General features: G+C 68.9%; 13 protein-coding genes. 6 read left to right on the forward strand and 7 right to left on the reverse strand.

Annotated features, from left to right (window positions below; translation table 11 throughout):
* Positions 1–62: 62 nt before the first annotated feature.
* Positions 63–1,121, reverse strand: a complete 1,059-nt coding sequence (locus PK98_RS11840) for a LacI family DNA-binding transcriptional regulator (protein WP_039097100.1) — start codon at positions 1,119–1,121, stop codon at positions 63–65.
* A 118-nt stretch (positions 1,122–1,239) separates the two neighbouring features.
* On the opposite strand from PK98_RS11840, the gene PK98_RS11845 reads away from it, so the two are divergent.
* Together PK98_RS11845 and PK98_RS11850 are read left to right on the forward strand one after the other, a co-directional pair.
* A complete protein-coding gene (locus tag PK98_RS11845; RefSeq protein WP_039097101.1) occupies positions 1,240–3,621 on the forward strand; it encodes a glycoside hydrolase family 3 N-terminal domain-containing protein in 2,382 nt (793 codons plus the stop codon).
* 64 nt (positions 3,622–3,685) lie between these two features.
* Positions 3,686–4,768 carry a glycoside hydrolase family 43 protein gene (locus tag PK98_RS11850; RefSeq protein ID WP_235425497.1) on the forward strand — a complete coding sequence of 361 codons (1,083 nt, stop codon included), beginning with the start codon at positions 3,686–3,688 and terminating at the stop codon, positions 4,766–4,768.
* 155 nt (positions 4,769–4,923) lie between these two features.
* Here PK98_RS11850 and PK98_RS11855 read toward each other — a convergent pair whose 3' ends face one another.
* Positions 4,924–5,142, reverse strand: coding sequence for a hypothetical protein (locus PK98_RS11855; protein ID WP_152608647.1), 219 nt, complete (start codon positions 5,140–5,142; stop codon positions 4,924–4,926).
* A 470-nt stretch (positions 5,143–5,612) separates the two neighbouring features.
* Positions 5,613–6,692, reverse strand: coding sequence for an L-glyceraldehyde 3-phosphate reductase (gene mgrA / locus PK98_RS11860; protein WP_039097104.1), 1,080 nt, complete (start codon positions 6,690–6,692; stop codon positions 5,613–5,615).
* Between the two features lie 146 nt (positions 6,693–6,838).
* Here mgrA and PK98_RS11865 point away from each other — a divergent pair, with 146 nt between their 5' ends.
* From PK98_RS11865 to PK98_RS11875, 3 genes are read left to right on the forward strand one after another with little or no spacing between them, the layout of a single operon-like run.
* Positions 6,839–8,971, forward strand: a complete 2,133-nt coding sequence (locus tag PK98_RS11865; protein ID WP_039097105.1) for an alpha-glucuronidase family glycosyl hydrolase — start codon at positions 6,839–6,841, stop codon at positions 8,969–8,971.
* A gap of 42 nt (positions 8,972–9,013) precedes the next feature.
* Positions 9,014–10,021, forward strand: a complete 1,008-nt coding sequence (locus tag PK98_RS11870; RefSeq protein WP_039097106.1) for a ligase-associated DNA damage response exonuclease — start codon at positions 9,014–9,016, stop codon at positions 10,019–10,021.
* Between the two features lie 2 nt (positions 10,022–10,023).
* Positions 10,024–11,619, forward strand: coding sequence for a cisplatin damage response ATP-dependent DNA ligase (locus PK98_RS11875; RefSeq protein WP_039097107.1), 1,596 nt, complete (start codon positions 10,024–10,026; stop codon positions 11,617–11,619).
* Positions 11,620–11,623: 4 nt separating this feature from the next.
* Here PK98_RS11875 and PK98_RS11880 read toward each other — a convergent pair whose 3' ends face one another.
* Genes PK98_RS11880 through PK98_RS11890 form a run of 3 tightly spaced genes read right to left on the reverse strand, consistent with a single transcriptional unit; the run spans position 11,624 to position 14,401 of the window.
* Positions 11,624–12,514 carry a DMT family transporter gene (locus PK98_RS11880; RefSeq protein WP_081996214.1) on the reverse strand — a complete coding sequence of 297 codons (891 nt, stop codon included), beginning with the start codon at positions 12,512–12,514 and terminating at the stop codon, positions 11,624–11,626.
* Positions 12,507–13,364 carry a hypothetical protein gene (locus tag PK98_RS11885; RefSeq protein ID WP_235425498.1) on the reverse strand — a complete coding sequence of 286 codons (858 nt, stop codon included), beginning with the start codon at positions 13,362–13,364 and terminating at the stop codon, positions 12,507–12,509. The genes PK98_RS11880 and PK98_RS11885 overlap by 8 nt, the downstream gene beginning before the upstream one ends.
* 5 nt (positions 13,365–13,369) lie before the next feature.
* Complete coding sequence (locus tag PK98_RS11890; protein WP_039097109.1) at positions 13,370–14,401, reverse strand: diacylglycerol/lipid kinase family protein; 1,032 nt, start codon at positions 14,399–14,401, stop codon at positions 13,370–13,372.
* Positions 14,402–14,524: 123 nt separating this feature from the next.
* On the opposite strand from PK98_RS11890, the gene PK98_RS11895 reads away from it, so the two are divergent.
* Positions 14,525–15,727: a M20 metallopeptidase family protein gene (locus PK98_RS11895; RefSeq protein ID WP_039097110.1), complete on the forward strand. Its 1,203-nt coding sequence runs from the start codon at positions 14,525–14,527 to the stop codon at positions 15,725–15,727.
* A gap of 6 nt (positions 15,728–15,733) precedes the next feature.
* Here PK98_RS11895 and PK98_RS11900 read toward each other — a convergent pair whose 3' ends face one another.
* The gene (locus tag PK98_RS11900) at positions 15,734–17,908 is read right to left on the reverse strand and encodes a TonB-dependent siderophore receptor (RefSeq protein WP_039097111.1); all 2,175 of its coding nucleotides are present in this window, start codon (positions 17,906–17,908) and stop codon (positions 15,734–15,736) included.
* Positions 17,909–17,955: the final 47 nt, after the last annotated feature.

Raw genomic sequence — 17,955 nt, forward strand, 5'->3', positions numbered from 1 at the left:
CTCCTGTGACGCTTGTCCGCGCCTAATCTGTGAGCGCTACCATGACGCTGGAAGAGTGCAAGTCAAGGATGGCGCGAATGCGGGCGACGGCGCGGCGGCGCGTCCGATTGCCGCCGGATCAGCGTGTAGTCGAGCACGCAGTGCCGCTGTTCCGGCGGGGATTGCTGGCGGATGGCGCTGACCAGCAGGTCCACCGCCGCGCGGCTCATGTCGGCGATCGGCTGGTGGATGGTGGTCAGTTCCGGCCAGATGGTGGTGGCCAGCGTGGTATCGTCGAACCCGCACACGGTCAGGTCGCCCGGCACGTCCAGCCCGCGGCGATGGGCCACGGCCACGCTGGCGGCGGCCATGTCGTCATTGCCGGCGAAGATCGCGGTGGGTGCATCCTCCAGGTCCAGCAACTGCTCGGCCGCGTCCAGGCCCGACCGGTACGTGAACAGCCCTGGTGCCACCAGGTCGAGGTCCAGCACCACCTCGGCATCCTCCAGCGCGGAGCAGTAGCCGGCATAACGGTGCGTGCTGGCCTTCAGCGTGGGATTGCCCTGGATGAAGCCGATCCGCCGGTGGCCCAGTCCCAGCAGGTGTCGCGTCATGGCGTAGGCGGCCTGGCAATCGTCGATGCTGACGGCCAGCTGCCCCGCGGGTGGCACCGCGCTGCCCACCAGAACGGAGCGGACCTGTTCCTCCGCCAGCAGCCGGATGAGACCGGGCGAGTCGCACAGCGGCGGCGGCAGCAGGATGCCGTCGACACCCGATTCGATCAGGTGGCGCGCCACCTCGATCTCGTGGTCGCCCGGCTCGCACCGTTCCACGATCAGCTGCACGTCGCGCCGGCTGGCCTGGTCCAGGCTGCCCACCAGGAATTCGCTGAGATAGCCGGCGCTGGGGTTGGAGTAGAGCAGCCCGATCCGGCTCTGCCCAGCGCCCGCCAGGCTGCGGGCGGCCGGGTTGGGTGCGTAGTTGAGCGCGCTGATCGCGCTGTTCACCAGATCCCGTGTCGCCGGACGGACATTGTTCTCGCCGTTTATGACCCGCGACACGGTCATCGGCGATACGCCGGCGCGCTTGGCGACATCGATGATCGTGGGGGCGGAGCGCTGTCGGCGGGAGGTTTTCACCATGTGGAACCTGCTGTCACGATCCGGCAGGCGTGGCAATGGTGAAGCTGCCTCCGCCCTTGACAGTGACGCCTCCACCCTGTTCGTTAGCGTTAACAAGAATTGCCCCGGGGATGAGGTCATGACCATTTTCAGCCGCCGCCATGCGCTCGGCCTGCTGGCCGGCGCGTCGGCCATTGGCCTGGCGCCCGCCGCCTTCGCGCAAGCGACCGAGCGCCCGCTCTACCGCGATCCCGCCGCGCCGGTCGACCTGCGCGTGCGTGATCTGCTCGGGCGCATGACGCTGGAGGAAAAGGTCGGCCAGATCATCGCGCTGTGGGCCACCAAGTCCGACATCATGCGCGATGGCGGGGTCGAGTTCGATCCTCGCAAGGCGAGCCGCGCCTATCCCGCCGGCTTCGGCCAGGTCACCCGCCCGTCCGACCTGCGCGGCGCGCCCGCGGTGGCCGAGGTCGCCGGCGGCACGGGCGCGCGCTGGCGCGGGGCGGAAGCGACGGTCACCTTCGTCAACGCGGTGCAGCGCTGGGCGGCGGAGGAGACCCGGCTGGGCATCCCCGTGCTGTTCCACGAGGAGTCGCTGCACGGCTACATGGCGCCGGATGCCACCATGTTCCCGCAGGCGATCGCGCTGGCGGGTGCGTTCGACCGCGAGCTGATGCGCCGGGTGCAGCGCCAGACCGGGCTGGAGGTGCGCGCGCATGGCGCCCACCTGACCCTGTCGCCCGTGGTCGACATCGCCCGGGACCCGCGCTGGGGCCGGATCGAGGAAACCTTCGGCGAGGATCCGTATCTGTGCGGCGAGATGGGCGTTGCCAGCGTGATCGGCCTGCAGGGCGAAAGCGGGACGCTGGCGCCCGGCCATGTCTTCGCCACGCTGAAGCACATGACGGGGCATGGGCAGCCGCAGGCCGGCAACAATATCGGCCCCGCCCCGCTGGCCGAGCGGGAGCTGCGCGAGTTCTTCTTCCCGCCGTTCCGCGCCGTGGTGGAACGGACCGGCCTGGCCGCGGTGATGCCGTCCTACAACGAGCTGGACGGGGTGCCGAGCCATGCCAACCGCTGGCTGCTGGGCGATGTGCTGCGCGGCGAGTGGGGCTTCGACGGCGCCATCGTCAGCGATTATGGCGGCGTGACGGAGCTTGCCAGCATCCACCATGTCGCTGCCGACAGGGAAGGCGCCGCGCGGGCGGCGCTGGCCGCCGGGGTCGATTCCGAGCTGCCCGATGGCGAGGCGTTCCGCACGCTGGTGCAGCAGGTGCGCGACGGGCGCGTGGCGGAGGCGGCGGTGGACCAGGCATGCGCCCGCATGCTGCGGCTGAAGTTCCGCGCCGGCATGTTCGAGAATCCCTATGCCGATCTGGCGGAAGCGCAGCGGATCACCGGCAACGAGGCGGCGCGCGCGCTGGCGCTGGAGGCGGCGCGCAAGTCGCTCTGCCTGCTGACCAATGACGGCACGCTGCCGCTGGACCCGTCGCGGGCCGGCACGATCGCGCTGATCGGCCCCAATGCGCAGATCGCCCGGCTCGGCGGCTATTCCGGTGCGCCGCGGCAGGCGGTGTCGCTGGCCGATGCGCTGCGCGCCCGCCTGCCGGCCGAACGGCTGATCGTGGCGCAAGGCGTACGCATCACGCAGACGGAGGACCGGTCGGAATCAGACGTGCTGCTGGCCGACCCGGCGGAGAACCGCCGCCTGATCACCGAGGCGGTGGCCGCGGCGCAGGGCGCCGACCTGATCGTGCTGGCGATCGGCGATACCGAGCAGACCAGCCGCGAAGGCTTTGCGAAGAACCATTTGGGGGACCGCACCGACATCGACATCGTCGGCGAGCAGAACGAGCTGTTCGATGCGCTGCACGCGCTGGGCAAGCCGGTGGTGGTGTGCGCCATCAATGGCCGTCCGCCCAGCTGGCCGGCCATTGCCGCGCGCGCCAGTGCGCTGCTGGAATGCTGGTATCCGGGGCAGGAGGGCGGCACCGCCATCGCCGATGCATTGTTCGGCGACGTGAATCCCGGGGCCAAGCTGCCGGTCACGGTGGCACGCAACGAAGGCCAGCTGCCCCTGTTCTACAACAGCAAGCCTTCGGTCGGGCGCGGCTACCTGTTCGATACCACCGCGCCGCTGTTCCCGTTCGGCCATGGGCTCAGCTACACCACCTTCGCCCTGTCGCCCCCGCGCCTGTCGGCCCAGGCGATCGGTCTGGCCGGCAGCGTCGAAGTCGAGGTGGATGTGCGCAACACCGGCGCCCGCGCGGGCGACGAGGTGGTGCAGCTCTACGTGCATGACCAGGTCGCCAGCGTGACCCGCCCGGTCAAGGAGCTGAAGGGGTTCGAACGGGTGACGCTGGCCCCGGGCGAGCGGCGCACCGTGCGCTTCACGCTGGACCGGCGCAGCTTCGCCATGTGGGACATCGACATGCGCGAGGTGGTGGAGCCGGGCCGGTTCGACATCATGACCGGGCCGGACTCGGTCAACCTGCAGACCGCCGTGCTGGAGATCGGCTGACCCTTGTGCGCCCGGCAGCGCGCGTAATAACGATACCGAAAACATGTTCTGGAGAGGACCACCAATGAAACTGCTTCGTGCCGCCATCCTGGCATCGACCATCCTGTGCGCCGCCGCGTGCACCTCCGCCCCCGAGAAGGCCGAGGGTGAGGCACGCTCGCCCGATGGCCGGGTCTATGCCTCGCAACCGCTGGTGAGCGAGATCTACACCGCCGACCCGTCCGCGCATGTCTTCAACGGCCGGCTGTATGTCTACAACAGCCACGACATCGACGGCCCCACCCCGGAAGACGATCTGGGCGCGCATTTCGAAATGCGCGACTACCGCGTGCTGTCGATGGACCGCGTCGGCGCGCCGGTCACGGTGCACCCGGTCGCGCTGGACGTGTCCCAGGTGCCATGGGCCAGCCGGCAGATGTGGGCGCCGGATGCGGCGTTCAAGAACGGCACCTATTACCTCTATTTCCCGGCCAAGGATAAGCAGGGCGTGTTCCGCATGGGCGTCGCCACATCCAGCAGCCCGACCGGTCCGTTCACCCCCGACCCGCAGCCGATCCCCGGCAGCTTCTCCATCGACCCGGCCGTGTTCACGGACGAGGACGGCGCGTCCTACATGTATTTCGGCGGCATCTGGGGCGGGCAGCTGCAGCGCTGGACCACCGGCAATTACCAGGCGAACGGATCGAAGACCGATCTGGGTCGGCCCGACCAGCCGGCGCTGATGCCCAAGATCGCGCGCATGGATGCCGGCATGAAGACCTTCGCGGAGGCACCGCGTGACGTGCAGATCCTGGACGAGGCGGGCAAGCCGATCCTGGGCGGCGACACCGATCGCCGCTTCTTCGAAGCGGCGTGGATGCACCGGTACAATGGCAAGTACTATCTCAGCTACTCGACCGGCGACACGCATTACCTGGTCTACGCCACGGGCGATTCTCCTTACGGCCCGTTCACCTATCGCGGCCGTATCCTGGAGCCGGTGGACGGCTGGACCACGCACCATTCCATCGTCGAGCATGATGGCAAGTGGTGGCTGTTCTACGCCGACACCCAGCTGTCCGGCGAGACGCGCCTGCGCAACGTGAAGGTGACGGAGCTGTTCTACAATCCGGACGGCACGATCCGCACGCTCAGCCCGTTCAAGTAGGGCGCGGCGCGTCGACGAAGGCGACGAGGTTGGTGGTGCCGCCGATGTAGGTTGCACCTCCAACCCCGCACCATCGGTTGGGCAATGACTGCTTTGGGTGGAATGCGGACATGCGACGGCGCTCTACCTGGGTGCAAGCCTGCCTATGTGTGTCGCTAAGGGCGACGTCGGACGCCGAAGAAACCGGCGAGGATCGCCAGGCCCGTGAAGAAAAGGCCAATTGCAATCTGCAAGGCGATGTCCAGCCAGAACCAAAATGGCTCGGTAGTCCTCACAGACATACCGCCCCTTTTATGGTGCACGATGCCGTCTTCAAGTTCTGCGCTCACTCCATAAAACATAGCAATTGCGATGAGCGCTGCCACGACCATCAACGCGAGAGTTCCTAGACGGGCTTGAACTTTGTGCCTGTTCGACATGGAGCTACAATGCCGCCGCGCGCTCATGTCCGCAATGGGGCGAGAGCGGTCAGGCTGCTTTCACGAGCGTCAAACTGCAAGGCGGGCGACTGAAATGGGTGGATTGCGGACGCAACTACTCTTCCAAGTATCGGACCTTCGCGCCACCCGGCACTGCAGATCCGATACGAGCAGCAAGGCTTTCGCCCTTCGCGTTTAGTTGCGCGATGATGCCTACCGCCCTGGCAATTTCCTCGTTCCAAGAAAGCAGCTCCGCTAAGAGATCAGGTGGAAGGCTCACGGGCATTTCGCTCCCGTGTAGTTCATCCTCGTTCCTCAACGGGCAATCACCAGCGGCATCGCAGCCCAACACCAGATATTTCATAACCTGATAATAGGCGAGGCAACACCATCTGACCATGTCCGCTATGGGGCGAAACCTGCCTCTAACCGCCAAGCGGCACCCCCCCCGCCTGCGGGACGGCGGTGATGCGCGATGACACCTCCCACAGGTTGATCCCGCCTTCCGCCGTCGCCGCCTCGATCGCGCTGAGTTCCTCCTCCGCGAAGTCGAGCCGCTTGACCGCATCCAGGCTGTTGTCGAGCTGTTCCACATTGCGGGCGCCGATCAATGCGCTGGTCACGCGGCTGTCGCGCAGGACCCAGGCGATGGCCATCTGCGCCAGGCTCTGCCCGCGCGCGGCGGCGATGTCGGCCAGCGTGCGGATGCGGGCCATGTTTTCGTCCGTCAGGAAGCCTTCCTTCAGCGAACGCCCCTTGGTGACACGCGCGCCTTCCGGCACGCCGGTCAGGTACTTGTCGGTCAGCATGCCCTGCGCCAGCGGGGAAAAGGCGATGCAGCCGGTGCCCAGATCCGCCAGCGTGTCGAGCAGCCCGCCCTCGATCCAGCGGTTCAGCAGCGAGTAGCTGGGCTGATGGATCAGCAGCGGAACCTTGTGCTCCGCCAGGATCGCCGCCGCGGCGCGGGTCAGTTCCGGACTGTAGGAGGAAATGCCGACATACAGCGCCTTGCCCTGGGCATGCAGGTGCGCCAGCGCGCCCATCGTCTCTTCCAGCGGGGTGCTCTCGTCCACCCGGTGGGAGTAGAAGATGTCGACATAATCCAGGCCCATGCGCTTGAGGCTCTGGTCGCAGCTGGCGATCACATATTTGCGGCTGCCGGACGGGCCGCCATACGGGCCGGGCCACATGTCCCAGCCCGCCTTGCTGGAGATGACCAGCTCGTCCCGATGCGCGGCGAAATCGGCGGCCATGATGCGGCCGAAATTCTCCTCCGCCGAACCGAACGGCGGGCCGTAATTGTTGGCCAGGTCGAAATGCGTCACCCCGCGGTCAAAGGCGCGCCGCAGGATGGCGCGGCCGGTCTCGAACACGTCCGTCCCGCCAAAATTCTGCCACAGGCCCAGCGAGATCGCCGGCAGGTCCAGCCCGCTGCGGCCGCAGCGGTGATAGGGCATCTGCCCGTCGTAACGGGCGGGATCTGGCTGGTAGGGAATGTTGGCCATGGCAGTTCGGTCCGCTTCCTGAGGTCTGGGGTCAGCTATCAGACCCCGCAATCGCACGCCGGTTCCACCCGGGCTTTGCTATCCGGCCCGGAAGTGTTAGCGGTAACAACAATGCCCCGGCAAGTGGGCCTGATGGAGACAAGAGGATGCTCACCGCGCTGAGGCACTGGCTGCTGGCCCTTGCCGCGATCCTGCTGCTGCCAACCCCCGCGCTGGCGGAGGATGGCTACGATCTGTGGCTCCGCTACCGTCCGCTGGCGGCAGGGGGCGCAACGGCCCTGCCCACCGGCGTGGAGCGGCGCGGGGACACACCGACCCTGCGCGCGGCGGAGGCCGAGCTGACCCGCGCCTTTGCCGCCATGGCCGGCGGGACGCCGGCGCGCGGCGCGCGCGTGGTGCTGGCCGGCGCCGCCGATCCGGAGGTGGCGCGCCTGAACCTGCCGCTCGCCGATCTCGGCAGCGAAGGCTATCTGATCCGGCAGGTGCGGCTGGGCAATGCGCCCGCGATCCTGATCACCGGCAACAGCGATATCGGCGTGCTGCATGGCGCCTTCGCCCTGCTGCGGCACGTGAACACGGGCCAGGCGCTGGCCGGCATCGAGCTCGCCTCCGCCCCGCGCATCGGCCTGCGCCTCCTCAACCACTGGGACAATCTCGATGGTTCGGTGGAGCGCGGCTATGCCGGGGAGAGCATCTGGGACTGGTGGACGCTGCCCGAATATACCGGCCCGCGCTACACCGACTACGCCCGCGCCAACGCCGCATTGGGCATCAACGGCACCGTGCTGAACAATGTGAATGCCAAGGCCGACAGCCTGACCGCACCCTATCTGGAAAAGGCGGCGGCGCTGGCGGCGGTGTTCCGCCCCTACGGCATCAAGGTCTACCTCTCCGCCCGCTTCTCCGCACCGGTCGAACTCGGCGGCCTGCCCACGGCGGACCCGCTGGATCCGGCCGTGCAGGCGTGGTGGGATGCCAAGGCAACGGAGGTGTACCGCGCGATCCCCGATTTCGGCGGCTTCCTGGTCAAGGCCAACAGCGAAGGCCAGCCCGGCCCGCGCGATTACGGCCGCACCCATGCCGACGGCGCCAACATGCTGGCCCGCGCCGTGGCGCCGCATGGCGGCATCGTGATGTGGCGCGCCTTCGTCTATGCCGACACCGACCCGGATGACCGCGCCAAGCAGGCCTATACCGAGTTCAAGCCGCTGGACGGCCAGTTCGCCGACAATGTGCTGGTGCAGGTGAAGAACGGCGCGATCGACTTCCAGCCGCGCGAGCCGTTCCACCCGCTGTTCGGCGCCATGCCCGGCACCCCGCTGATGCTGGAGCTGCAGATCACCAAGGAATATCTCGGCTACAACACGCACCTGGCCTATCTCGGCACCATGTTCGAGGAGGTGCTGGACGCCGACACGATGCTGCCGGCCGCAGGTGCCTCGGTGGCGCGGGTGGTCGACGGATCGCTGGACGGGCATCGCCTCAGCGGCATCGCCGGGGTCGCCAATATCGGCGCGGACCGCAACTGGTCCGGCTCCACCTTCGACCAGGCGAACTGGTACGCCTTCGGGCGGCTGGCGTGGGATCACACCCTGTCGGCAGAGGCGATCGCGGCCGAGTGGGCAGCGCAGACCTTCCGGCCCGATCCGGCGCTGACCGGGCCAGTGGCGGCCATGATGATGGGTTCGCGGCAGGCGGTGGTGGATTACATGACGCCGCTAGGCCTGGCGCACCTGATGGGCACCGGCCACCATCACGGCCCCGCACCGTGGATCGCCGACCTGGCGCGGCCCGAATGGAACCCCGCCTATTACCATCGGGCAGACCGGCAGGGCATCGGCTTCGACCGGACCGCCAGCGGCAGCAATGCGGTGGCGCAATATGCCCCGCCGCTGGCCGCCCGCTTCGCCGACCCGGCCACCACGCCGGAGGCGGACCTGCTGTGGTTCCATCACCTGCCATGGGATCATCGGATGCAGTCCGGCCGCACGCTGTGGGCGGAGCTGGTGCACGACTATGATCGTGGCATCGGCAGCGTGGTGCAGATGCGCCGGCAATGGGATACGCTCGCGCCGCTGGTGGATGCGGAGCGGCACGCCGAAACCGCCGCCTTCCTGGCGATCCAGCAGCGCGACGCGCAATGGTGGCGCGATGCCAGCATCGCCTACTGGCGATCGCTGAACGGCCTGCCGCTGCCCGATGGCGCGGCGGCCCCGGCGCATGATCTGGACTGGTACAAGGCGCTCAGCTTCCCCTACGCGCCCGGCCATCCAGACTGAGGCGAAGGAACTGCAAACCTCCTGTCTCATTGGCAGGAGGTGATGCCCGCCAACTTCTCCTGGATCCGGCCGGAGCCGTGGGGCATCCATGTGGTGCCGGCCGACTGCTGGATCGATCCGGCGCGGGAGGTGCCGCATGCGCTGGTGACGCACGGCCATGCCGATCATGCGCGCGGCGGGCACGGGCAGACGGTGGCGACCCCGGCCACGCTGGCCATCATGGAGCTGCGCTACAACACCCGCGAGGGCGCGGTGCCGGTGGAATATGGCGAGACGATCCGCCTGCCCGGCGATGTGAGCGCCACCTACATTCCCGCCGGCCATGTGCTGGGCAGCGCGCAGATCCTGCTGGAACATGCCGGGGAGCGGGTGATCGTGACCGGCGACTACAAGCGGCGGCACGACCCGACCTGCCCGCCCTTCCAGGTGACGCCGTGCGACATCTTCATCACGGAGGCGACCTTCGGCCTGCCGGTCTTCACCCATCCCCCGATCGCCGGCGAGATGGCCAAGCTCAAGGCACGGCTGGCCAGCCAGCCCGATCGCTGCGTGCTGGTCGGCGCCTACGCCTTGGGCAAGGCGCAACGGGTAATCACCGAATTGCGGGCCGCTGGGCATCATGACCCGATCTACCTGCACGGTGCGCTGGAACGCATGTGCCGCCTGTACGAGGATTGGGGCATCGACCTGGGCGAACTGCGGCTGGTGGCAGATGCCAGGAAGGACGAGATGCGAGGGGCGGTGGTGATCTGCCCGCCCTCCGCACTGAACGATCGCTGGAGCCGGCGCCTGCCCGATCCGGTCACCTCCATGGCCAGTGGCTGGATGATGGTGCGCCAGCGCGCCCGCCAGCGCGGGGTGGAGCTGCCGCTGATCATCTCCGACCATGCCGACTGGCCCGAGCTTATCCAGACCATCCAGGAGGTGAACCCGCAGGAAAGCTGGATCACCCACGGGCGCGAGGAGGCGCTGCTGCGCTGGTGCGAGCTGCACCAGCGGAAAGCGCGCGCGCTGGCGCTCGTCGGGTATGACGAGGACGAGGACGACTGACGGTGGAGGAATTCGCCGCCCTGATCGACGCACTGGTCTACACCACCAGCCGCAATGCCAAGCTGCAGCTGGTGGCCGATTACCTTGTCCGCACGCCTGACCCCGATCGCGGCTGGGCACTGGCGGCGCTGACCGAGGGGCTGGACTTCCCCGCGGTGAAGAGCTCCACCATCCGCAACCTGCTGCACGACCGGGTCGACCCGGTGCTGTGGACGCTCTCCCGCGATTTCGTGGGCGACACGGCGGAGACCGCCAGCCTGCTGTGGCCGCAACCCCTGACGCCAGCGGCCCCGCCGCCCACGGTCAGCGAGGCGGTCGATCTGCTGGCCGGGATGACCCGCGCCACGGTCGGCGTGCAGCTGGCGCAGCTGCTGGACCGGCTGGATGGCGATGGCCGTTATGCCCTGCTGAAGCTGGCCACCGGGGCGATGCGCGTGGGCGTGTCCGCCCGGCTGGCCAAGACCGCCTTCGCGCAAGGGTTCGGCGTCAGCGTAGAGGAGGTGGAGGAATACTGGCACGCCATCCCCGCGCCCTATGTGCCCCTGTTCGACTGGGCCGCGAACGGCGCCACCCCGCCCGACACTGCCGCGCTGCCGCTGTTCCGCCCGTTCATGCTGGCGCACCCGCTGGAGGAGCTGGAGGTCGACCTCGCCGACTACGTTGCGGAGTGGAAGTGGGACGGCATCCGCGTGCAGCTGGCCCATGCCGGCGGCGAGACGCGACTATATTCGCGCGGCGGGGAAGACATCACCGGCACCTTTCCCGAGATGGCGGAGGCGCTGATGATCCCTGCCGTGCTGGATGGCGAATTGCTGGTGCGCGGCGCGCATCAGGGGGGCGAGGAAGGCGGCGCGGCCAGCTTCAACGCGCTGCAGCAGCGGCTGGGGCGCAAGGTGGTCAGCGCGAAGATGCTGGCCGACTATCCCGCCTTCGTGCGGCTGTACGACGTGCTGCAACTGGACGGCACGGACCTGCGTGACCAACCGTGGACCGAACGCCGCGCCGCACTGGAGGGGCTGCTGGCGCGGCTGCCGGCCGACAAGTTCGACATTTCCGCCGTGATCGCCGCCGACCATTTCGCGCATCTCGCCACCATCCGTGAAGGCACGCGGGACGACGCGATCGAGGGCGTGATGCTGAAGAAGCGCGACAGCCCCTATGTCGCGGGCCGCCGCACCGGGCTGTGGTACAAGTGGAAGCGCGATCCGCTGCTGGTGGATTGCGTGCTGATGTATGCGCAGCGCGGCAGCGGCAAGCGGTCCAGCTTCTACAGCGACTACACCTTCGGCTGCTGGGACGGCGATCCCGATGCCGGGGCGGAGCTGCTACCGGTGGGCAAGGCCTATTCCGGCTTCACCGACGAGGAGCTGAAGCGGCTGGACAAGCATGTGCGGCAACACACGGTGAAGCGCTTCGGCCCGGTGCGGGAGACGGACCGGTCGCTGGTGTTCGAGGTCGCGTTCGATTCCATCCACGCCAGCAAGCGGCACAAGAGCGGCCTCGCCATGCGCTTCCCCCGCATCCACCGCGTGCGCTGGGACAAGCCGGTGCACGAGGCGGACCGGATCGCCGCCCTGCAGGCACTGGTACGGGACTGACGGTTCAGAACAGCGCCGTCAGGGCCACACCCGCGCAGATGGCAACGCCCGCGGCCATCTGCCGCAGGTTCACCGTTTCGCGGAACAGTCGATGCCCGGCCAGGGCGGCGATCGGCGCCTCGATGATGCCCAGCGCCCGCACCGGCGCGGCGGGTGCCAGTGCCAGCGCGACGAACCAGCCGGCCGAGGCACAGGCACCGCACAGGCCCGCGCCCAGCGATGGGCGCCAGCGGCGCAGGACCTCCCACAATGCCGCCGGATCGCGCCAGACGAGGAACAGCACCAGCGCGACCGTCTGCATCGCCTGCACCACGGCCACCGTGACCAGTGCGGCGAAGATCGGCTCCCGGCTGTCGAGTGCCAGTGCCGCATGGCGGAACGCATTCAGCGCCAGGCCGAACAGCAATCCGGACAGCAGGCCCAGCGCCACCCCGGTGCGGGAATGGCGGACCTGGCGCGGGTCGGGCCAGCTCAGCATGGTCAGCCCGGCGGTGGCGACAGCGACCCCGGCCCAGGCGCCCCCGCTCAGCCGTTCGTGATAGATCACCAGCCCCGCCAGCGCCGTCAGTGGTAGCGAACTCTGCTGCAGCGCGGTGCCCAGCGCCAGGCCGCACCGGTGCATCGCCCCCAGCAGCGCCGCCGTGGCCAGGACCTGACTGGCCGCGCCTGCCACTGCCGGGACCCAGAACCCGCCCGACCAGTCGGGCTGCGCACCGGGCGCGAAGGGCAGAGCCACCAGCACGAACACCATGGAGAAGGGCAACCCGAACAGGAACCGCACCAGGGTCGCACCCCATGGACCGGACGTGCCCATCACCCCGCGCTGCAGGGCGTTACGGCCCACCTGGAAGGTCGCGGCGGCAATCGTCGCCGGGACCCACACCCACTCAGTCACGCTGTCGCCGTTTGCGCGCCAGTTCCAGCAGCATGGCGGGGGCGGACAGCAGCGGGTGCTTCTCGCGCCACGGCGTCACCGCCACCGCGATGCCGGTGTGCCGTTCCACCTTCCACGCGGCATAGCGCGCCGCGCCATCGAAGGTTGCCGCCGCGCGCACCAGCCGCACCACGTTCAGCGGTTTGCCCATGCGCCGCCGCCGCGCCCACCAGCGCCGCGCGCGCGCGCGCTGGCTGCGGGAGAGATACGGGATCAGCGTGGCGCCGTCCTGATCGAAGGCGATGCCTTCCCGCGCCCATATGGCGGGCAGCAGGCCGGTGAAATGGGTGCGGTGCGTGGCGAGGATCGTGTCGCCGCGCCCCGGCGCCTCGACCCGCAGCTCCGCCCGATAGGTGGCCTGGAACAGCGCGCGCCAGAACTCCTCCTCCGCGCCCCGCGCCGGGCCCAGCGCGGCGGCGAGCCAGGCGGCGGTGCCGGCGGCGGCATCCAGCGCCTTCGCCACGGCGGTCGCGTCTCCGTCGCTGCGCTGCCACACCAGCGCGGACGGCTGCACGAAACGTGCCCAGATGGTGGTGTCGACCGTCTCCCCGCCCGCCGCCGCGGCAAAGGTGGCCAGGTGCATGGTGGCGATCTTGGCGCGCAGGTCGCGGCCCTCGTGCTGCCATTCACGGTAGGACACGCGCGGCCATAGCCCGCGTTGAACAGGACCATCGGTCAGGACGTAGAAATCGAGCACGCCCTCCAGCGCGCCGGTGCGCAGGTTGGAACCGTAGAACAGCACCGCCGCAGCACCGGCTTCCGCCTGCGCAAGTGTGGCGGCAAAGGCGCTGACCGCGGGATCGATCGGCATCGGGCTCATGGCGTGACGAAGATCAGCTGCGGCCCGAGCGAGAGGCGGTAGCGGCCCGGCGGAAACGCCTCCCCGTCCAGGATGAACTGCTCGCCCAGATCCAGGCCGAACTCCTGCCCGCCCAGCAGGTGATAACCGCGCCGGACGGCGCCCCCGCCGATCAGCCCAGCCATGACCAGCGGAATGCGCAGCAGCACGCCGGCCCGCGCGCGGTCCACGATCGCCAGCCGCAGCGCGCCGCCCAGCTTGCGGAACGGGCGCACGCCGCCGGGAAACCGTTCCAGCGTGGAGGCGAACAGCATGAAGCGTTCGTCCGCCCGAGGCCCCTGCACATGCGGCAGCGGGCGCCCGGCGGAATCGCGCAGCCGCATGGGGGTGGACCGGCGGTAGGAATTGTCGGCCCTGCCGAACAGCGCCTGCAGCACGGTCCACAAGGCGGTCACCACCACGACCATGGCGTTGAACGCGCCGTGCCGGTGTGCCCGCTGCCCCAGCGCGACCGCGCGGGTATAAAGGCCGGCGCCCAGCGCGAAGCCGACCACCCGTGCCCGCGCGTTCTCCGCCTCCGCCACCATCAGCGGGCGGCGGCGGGTGCAATGGCCAGCAGCCGCCGCGATCAGCGCCCTGTCCAGCGACCAGTCGGCCGGCAGCGACAGGTCGGCCGCCAGCGCATTGGTCTTGCCGGCGGGCAGCAGGATCAGCGCCGGCCAGGCCTGGCCGAACACCGCCGTGCCGCAGGTCAGCACGTCGCGCACCGTGCCGTCGCCGCCATCCACCACCAGGTAATCGATCCGCTGCTCGGCAAAGCGGCGCAGGATGTCCAGCAGCTCGCCCCGGCGGGTCGGCGCCTCCACCAGCAGCGTGGCCGCGGCGCTGATCGCGGGTTCCACGCCGCCAGCATTGCGGTGGCTGCGCTGGTTGCGGATCACGCCGACCAGCGGCACGTCGCGCACCGGCGCGCGCACCGCATCGGACAGCCCGGCCTCTGCCAGCGGCGCGACCGGCAGCTGGTCGAACAGGTGGATGGTCGCGTTCATGGTGCCTGCGCATTTACCCTAAAATGGCAGGATGACCATCACCTGCCCGTAGAGGCGGGCCCCTGCCGCTGCACCGGTGAACGCAGGCTTGCCCCGCCGCCCCGGTCCGATAGGCTGTGCGGCATGTTCACCGACCTGCTGCCCGCCGCCACGGCCCTTGCCCCCCGCCTCGTCGCGCTGCGCCGCGCGATCCATGCCGAACCGGAGCTGGGGCTGCAGACCCCGCTGACACTGGCCAAGGTGCGCGAGGAGCTCGCCGACCTGCCGCTGGACTGGCGGGAGGGTACCTCCGCCACCGGCGCGATCGCCATCCTGACGGGTGGACGTCCCGGTGGATCGGTGCTGCTGCGCGGCGACATGGACGCGCTGCCCATGGCGGAGGCGACCGGCCTGCCCTTCGCCTCCACCATCGCCGGCCGGATGCATGCCTGCGGCCACGATGCGCACACCGCCATGCTGACCGGCGCCGCCCGGTTGCTGGCGGCGCGGCAGCATGAACTGGCGGGCGAGGTCCGCTTCATGTTCCAGCCAGGGGAGGAAGGCTTCCATGGCGCGCGGCACATGATCGAGGACGGCCTGCTCGATCCCCGGCCCGATGCCGCCTTCGCACTGCACATCATGCCCGACATGCCGCACGGGCAGGTTACCTGCCGCCCCGGCACAATGATGGCCGCGGCGGACATGCTGCGCATCGTCGTGACGGGCCGCGGCGGCCATGCCAGCCTGCCGCACCAGACGCGCGACCCGGTGCCGGTAGCGGCGGAGATCATCACCGCGATCCAGGCACTGGTCACGCGCCGCTACAGCGCGGCGGAGGCGACCGTCATCACCATCACCACCCTGCAGGCGGGCAGCGCGCACAATGTGATCCCGAATGAGGTGGTGCTGATCGGCACGGTCCGCACGCTGAGCGCGGAGCGACGGGCGGATGTGCGCGGCGCGCTGGCGCGCCTGGCTGATGGCATCGCCGGTGCGCACGACTGCACGGCCGAGGTCACCGTGACCGACGGCTTCCCGCCGACCGTCAACGATCCGCGCGCCGCCGCGCTGGTGGCGGAGGTCGCCGGCGCGCTGCCGCAGGCCGACTACGTGCCGATGGCGCATCCGCTGATGGGGGCGGAGGACTTTTCCTACGTGTTGCAGCAGGTGCCCGGCGCCATGGCCTTCCTGGGCGTGGCGCCGGCCGACAGCAACGATCCCTCCGTCCTGCCGGGCCTGCATTCCACCCGCATGCTGCTGGACGAGGGCGCCCTGCCCCGCGGCGCCGCGCTGCTGGCCGGCTGCGCGCTGCACTTCCTGCAGCGCGGCTGGCCGACTGGCGCCTGAGACGTATCAGAACTGCAGGCTGGCGCCGACCATCACGTTGCGCGGGGTGCCCCAGCGATACTGGCTGTAGAAGCCGATCTGGCTGAAATATTCCTCGTCCAGCAGGTTCTCCAGATTGGCCTGCAGCTGCAGCTGCTCGGTCAGCTGGTAACGGGCCATCAGGTTCACGACCGCATAGCCGCCCTGTTCGAACCGGGGCGTGATCACCTCCCCGCTCGGCAGGGTCAGCACGCCGTCGGAATAGGCGCGGCTGCGATAGTTCACGCCGCCGCCGACCGTCAGCGGCGACAGGCCGCCATCGGGGGTGAAGGTGGTGAACAGCTTCAGCAGCTTGCGCGGCTGGTCGGTCAGCACGTCATCGCCGGCGGCATCCTCCGCCTCGAACAGGCTGAAGCCGGCATTGATGTTCCAGCCGGGCACGATCTCGCCCGTCGCCTCGATCTCGAACCCCTTGCTCACCACGCCCTCGCCCGCCTCGTAGGTGGTGCGCGGCAGGCCACCGGGGACGGTTGGCGGTGCGGTCAGGGGATTGAGGGCGACATTGTCCTGCTCGATGCGGAACAGGGCGATCGTGGTCTGCAGGGCCTCGTCGAAGAAGGCGCTCTTCAGGCCCACTTCGTAGGACACGCCCTGCAGCGGATCCAGCTGCACGAAGTCACGGCCGACCTCGCTCTGCGGCTGGAAGATCTCGGTGTAACTGGCGTAGAGGCGGTGGTTCGGCGTCAGGTCGAACAGCGCACCGGCATAGGGGATGAACACGCCGTCATCGCCGAAGTCGCTGCGCACGTCGTAATTGATGCCGGTCTGTTCCCAGCTGGCGATGCGCCCGCCGCCGATCAGCTTCAGCCGGTCCGACAGGTTCAGCCGCACCGCGCCATAGACGCCGGTCTGCTTGACCCGCTCGTCCACCCGCAGGGTGGTCTCGTCCGTGAAGCCGGGGTCTGGATATCCACCGTCATAGCCCAAGAACGGGTAATCGACCGCCTGGTAGCCGGCCACCGGCGCGAAGGTGGAGGTGTCGCGCACCAAGTTGGAATGCAGCCCGCCCACCACGATCTCGTGCTCGCGGCCGAACAGGTTGACCAGGCCGTTGACCTGCCCGTTGAAGCTGCTCTGCCGGTTGTCGCCTTCATCCTTGTAGGGATAGGCCGATCCGATCGTGCCGGTGTCCGCATCCACGAAGCCGGAGAAGTACAGCAGGGTCGCCTGCTGCTGGTTGCGCACGAAGTTGTAATGCACCTGCGCGCGCCAGCCATTGCCGAAATCATGCTCGCCGCTGATGAACAGGTTGCTGTTGTCGCTGTTCCAGTGCGTCCACGGCGCCGAAGTCGTCTGGCTGCGATCGAACTCCACGAAATCGCCGTTGCTGTCATAGGTCGGCAGCGCCCCCCAGGCGACGCCGCTGGGCCGGTGGATCTGGTGGCTGTAGCCGGCGCGCACCTCCGTATCGGGCGTCAGGTCGGCCTCGACCGTGCCGTAGAGAACCGTCTTCTCGTTCTCGTACCCGTCGATGAAGTTGTCGCCCTGCTCGTACCGGGCGACGCCGCGGAAGCGGACGCGGCCATCGGCGGACAGGGCCCCGCCCACATCGGCCGTGGCGCGCAGCGTGTTCCACGATCCGTACTGCACGTCGGCATAGCCGGTCCAGTCCACGCTGTTGGCCTGCTTGCGCACCATGTTGATGCTGGCCGACGGCTCGCCCGCGCCTGTCATCAGGCCAGTGGCGCCGCGCACCACCTCCACCCGGTCGAAGATGGAGACGTCGATGTTGGTCTCGCCCGCACCGCCCGCCAGCGTCCAGGCCATCGGCACGCTGTCGATCTGGTAGTTGGTGATCTGGAAGCCGCGCGCGTAGAAATTGTTGCGCACATCGTCGATCGTCTCGGACGTGACGCCCACCGCATTGTCCACCACATCGGCGATGCTGACCAAGTTCTGGTCGCGGATGCGCTGCGCGGTGATGATCGACACCGATTGCGGCGTCTCGCGGACCGTCAGGCCCAGCCCGGTCGCGGTGTCGATGGCATCGGCGATAGTGTAGCTGCCGCTGACGATGATGTCGTCATTCGCGCCATCATCGTGGTTCGCGGTCGCTTGCGCATCCTGGGCCAGCGTCGGCACCGCCGACAGAAACAGCGCCGGCAGTGCGGCCCCCAGCAACATCGCAGACTTCACGCGCATGACTTTTCCCATCCAGCTTCCTCCCGGTGGAAGGCTCGACGGGGCGC

Source organism: Croceibacterium mercuriale, from assembly GCF_000802385.1.
Lineage (GTDB): Bacteria > Pseudomonadota > Alphaproteobacteria > Sphingomonadales > Sphingomonadaceae > Croceibacterium > Croceibacterium mercuriale.

Coding starts and splice junctions, on each gene's coding strand:
- PK98_RS11890 (WP_039097109.1), bottom strand. CDS start 14,401: ATGAACGCGACCATCCACCTGTTCGACCAGCTGCCGGTCGCGCCGCTG.
- PK98_RS11850 (WP_235425497.1), top strand. CDS start 3,686: ATGAAACTGCTTCGTGCCGCCATCCTGGCATCGACCATCCTGTGCGCC.
- mgrA (WP_039097104.1), bottom strand. CDS start 6,692: ATGGCCAACATTCCCTACCAGCCAGATCCCGCCCGTTACGACGGGCAG.
- PK98_RS11900 (WP_039097111.1), bottom strand. CDS start 17,908: ATGCGCGTGAAGTCTGCGATGTTGCTGGGGGCCGCACTGCCGGCGCTG.
- PK98_RS11865 (WP_039097105.1), top strand. CDS start 6,839: ATGCTCACCGCGCTGAGGCACTGGCTGCTGGCCCTTGCCGCGATCCTG.
- PK98_RS11840 (WP_039097100.1), bottom strand. CDS start 1,121: ATGGTGAAAACCTCCCGCCGACAGCGCTCCGCCCCCACGATCATCGAT.
- PK98_RS11845 (WP_039097101.1), top strand. CDS start 1,240: ATGACCATTTTCAGCCGCCGCCATGCGCTCGGCCTGCTGGCCGGCGCG.
- PK98_RS11870 (WP_039097106.1), top strand. CDS start 9,014: ATGCCCGCCAACTTCTCCTGGATCCGGCCGGAGCCGTGGGGCATCCAT.
- PK98_RS11885 (WP_235425498.1), bottom strand. CDS start 13,364: ATGCCGATCGATCCCGCGGTCAGCGCCTTTGCCGCCACACTTGCGCAG.
- PK98_RS11895 (WP_039097110.1), top strand. CDS start 14,525: ATGTTCACCGACCTGCTGCCCGCCGCCACGGCCCTTGCCCCCCGCCTC.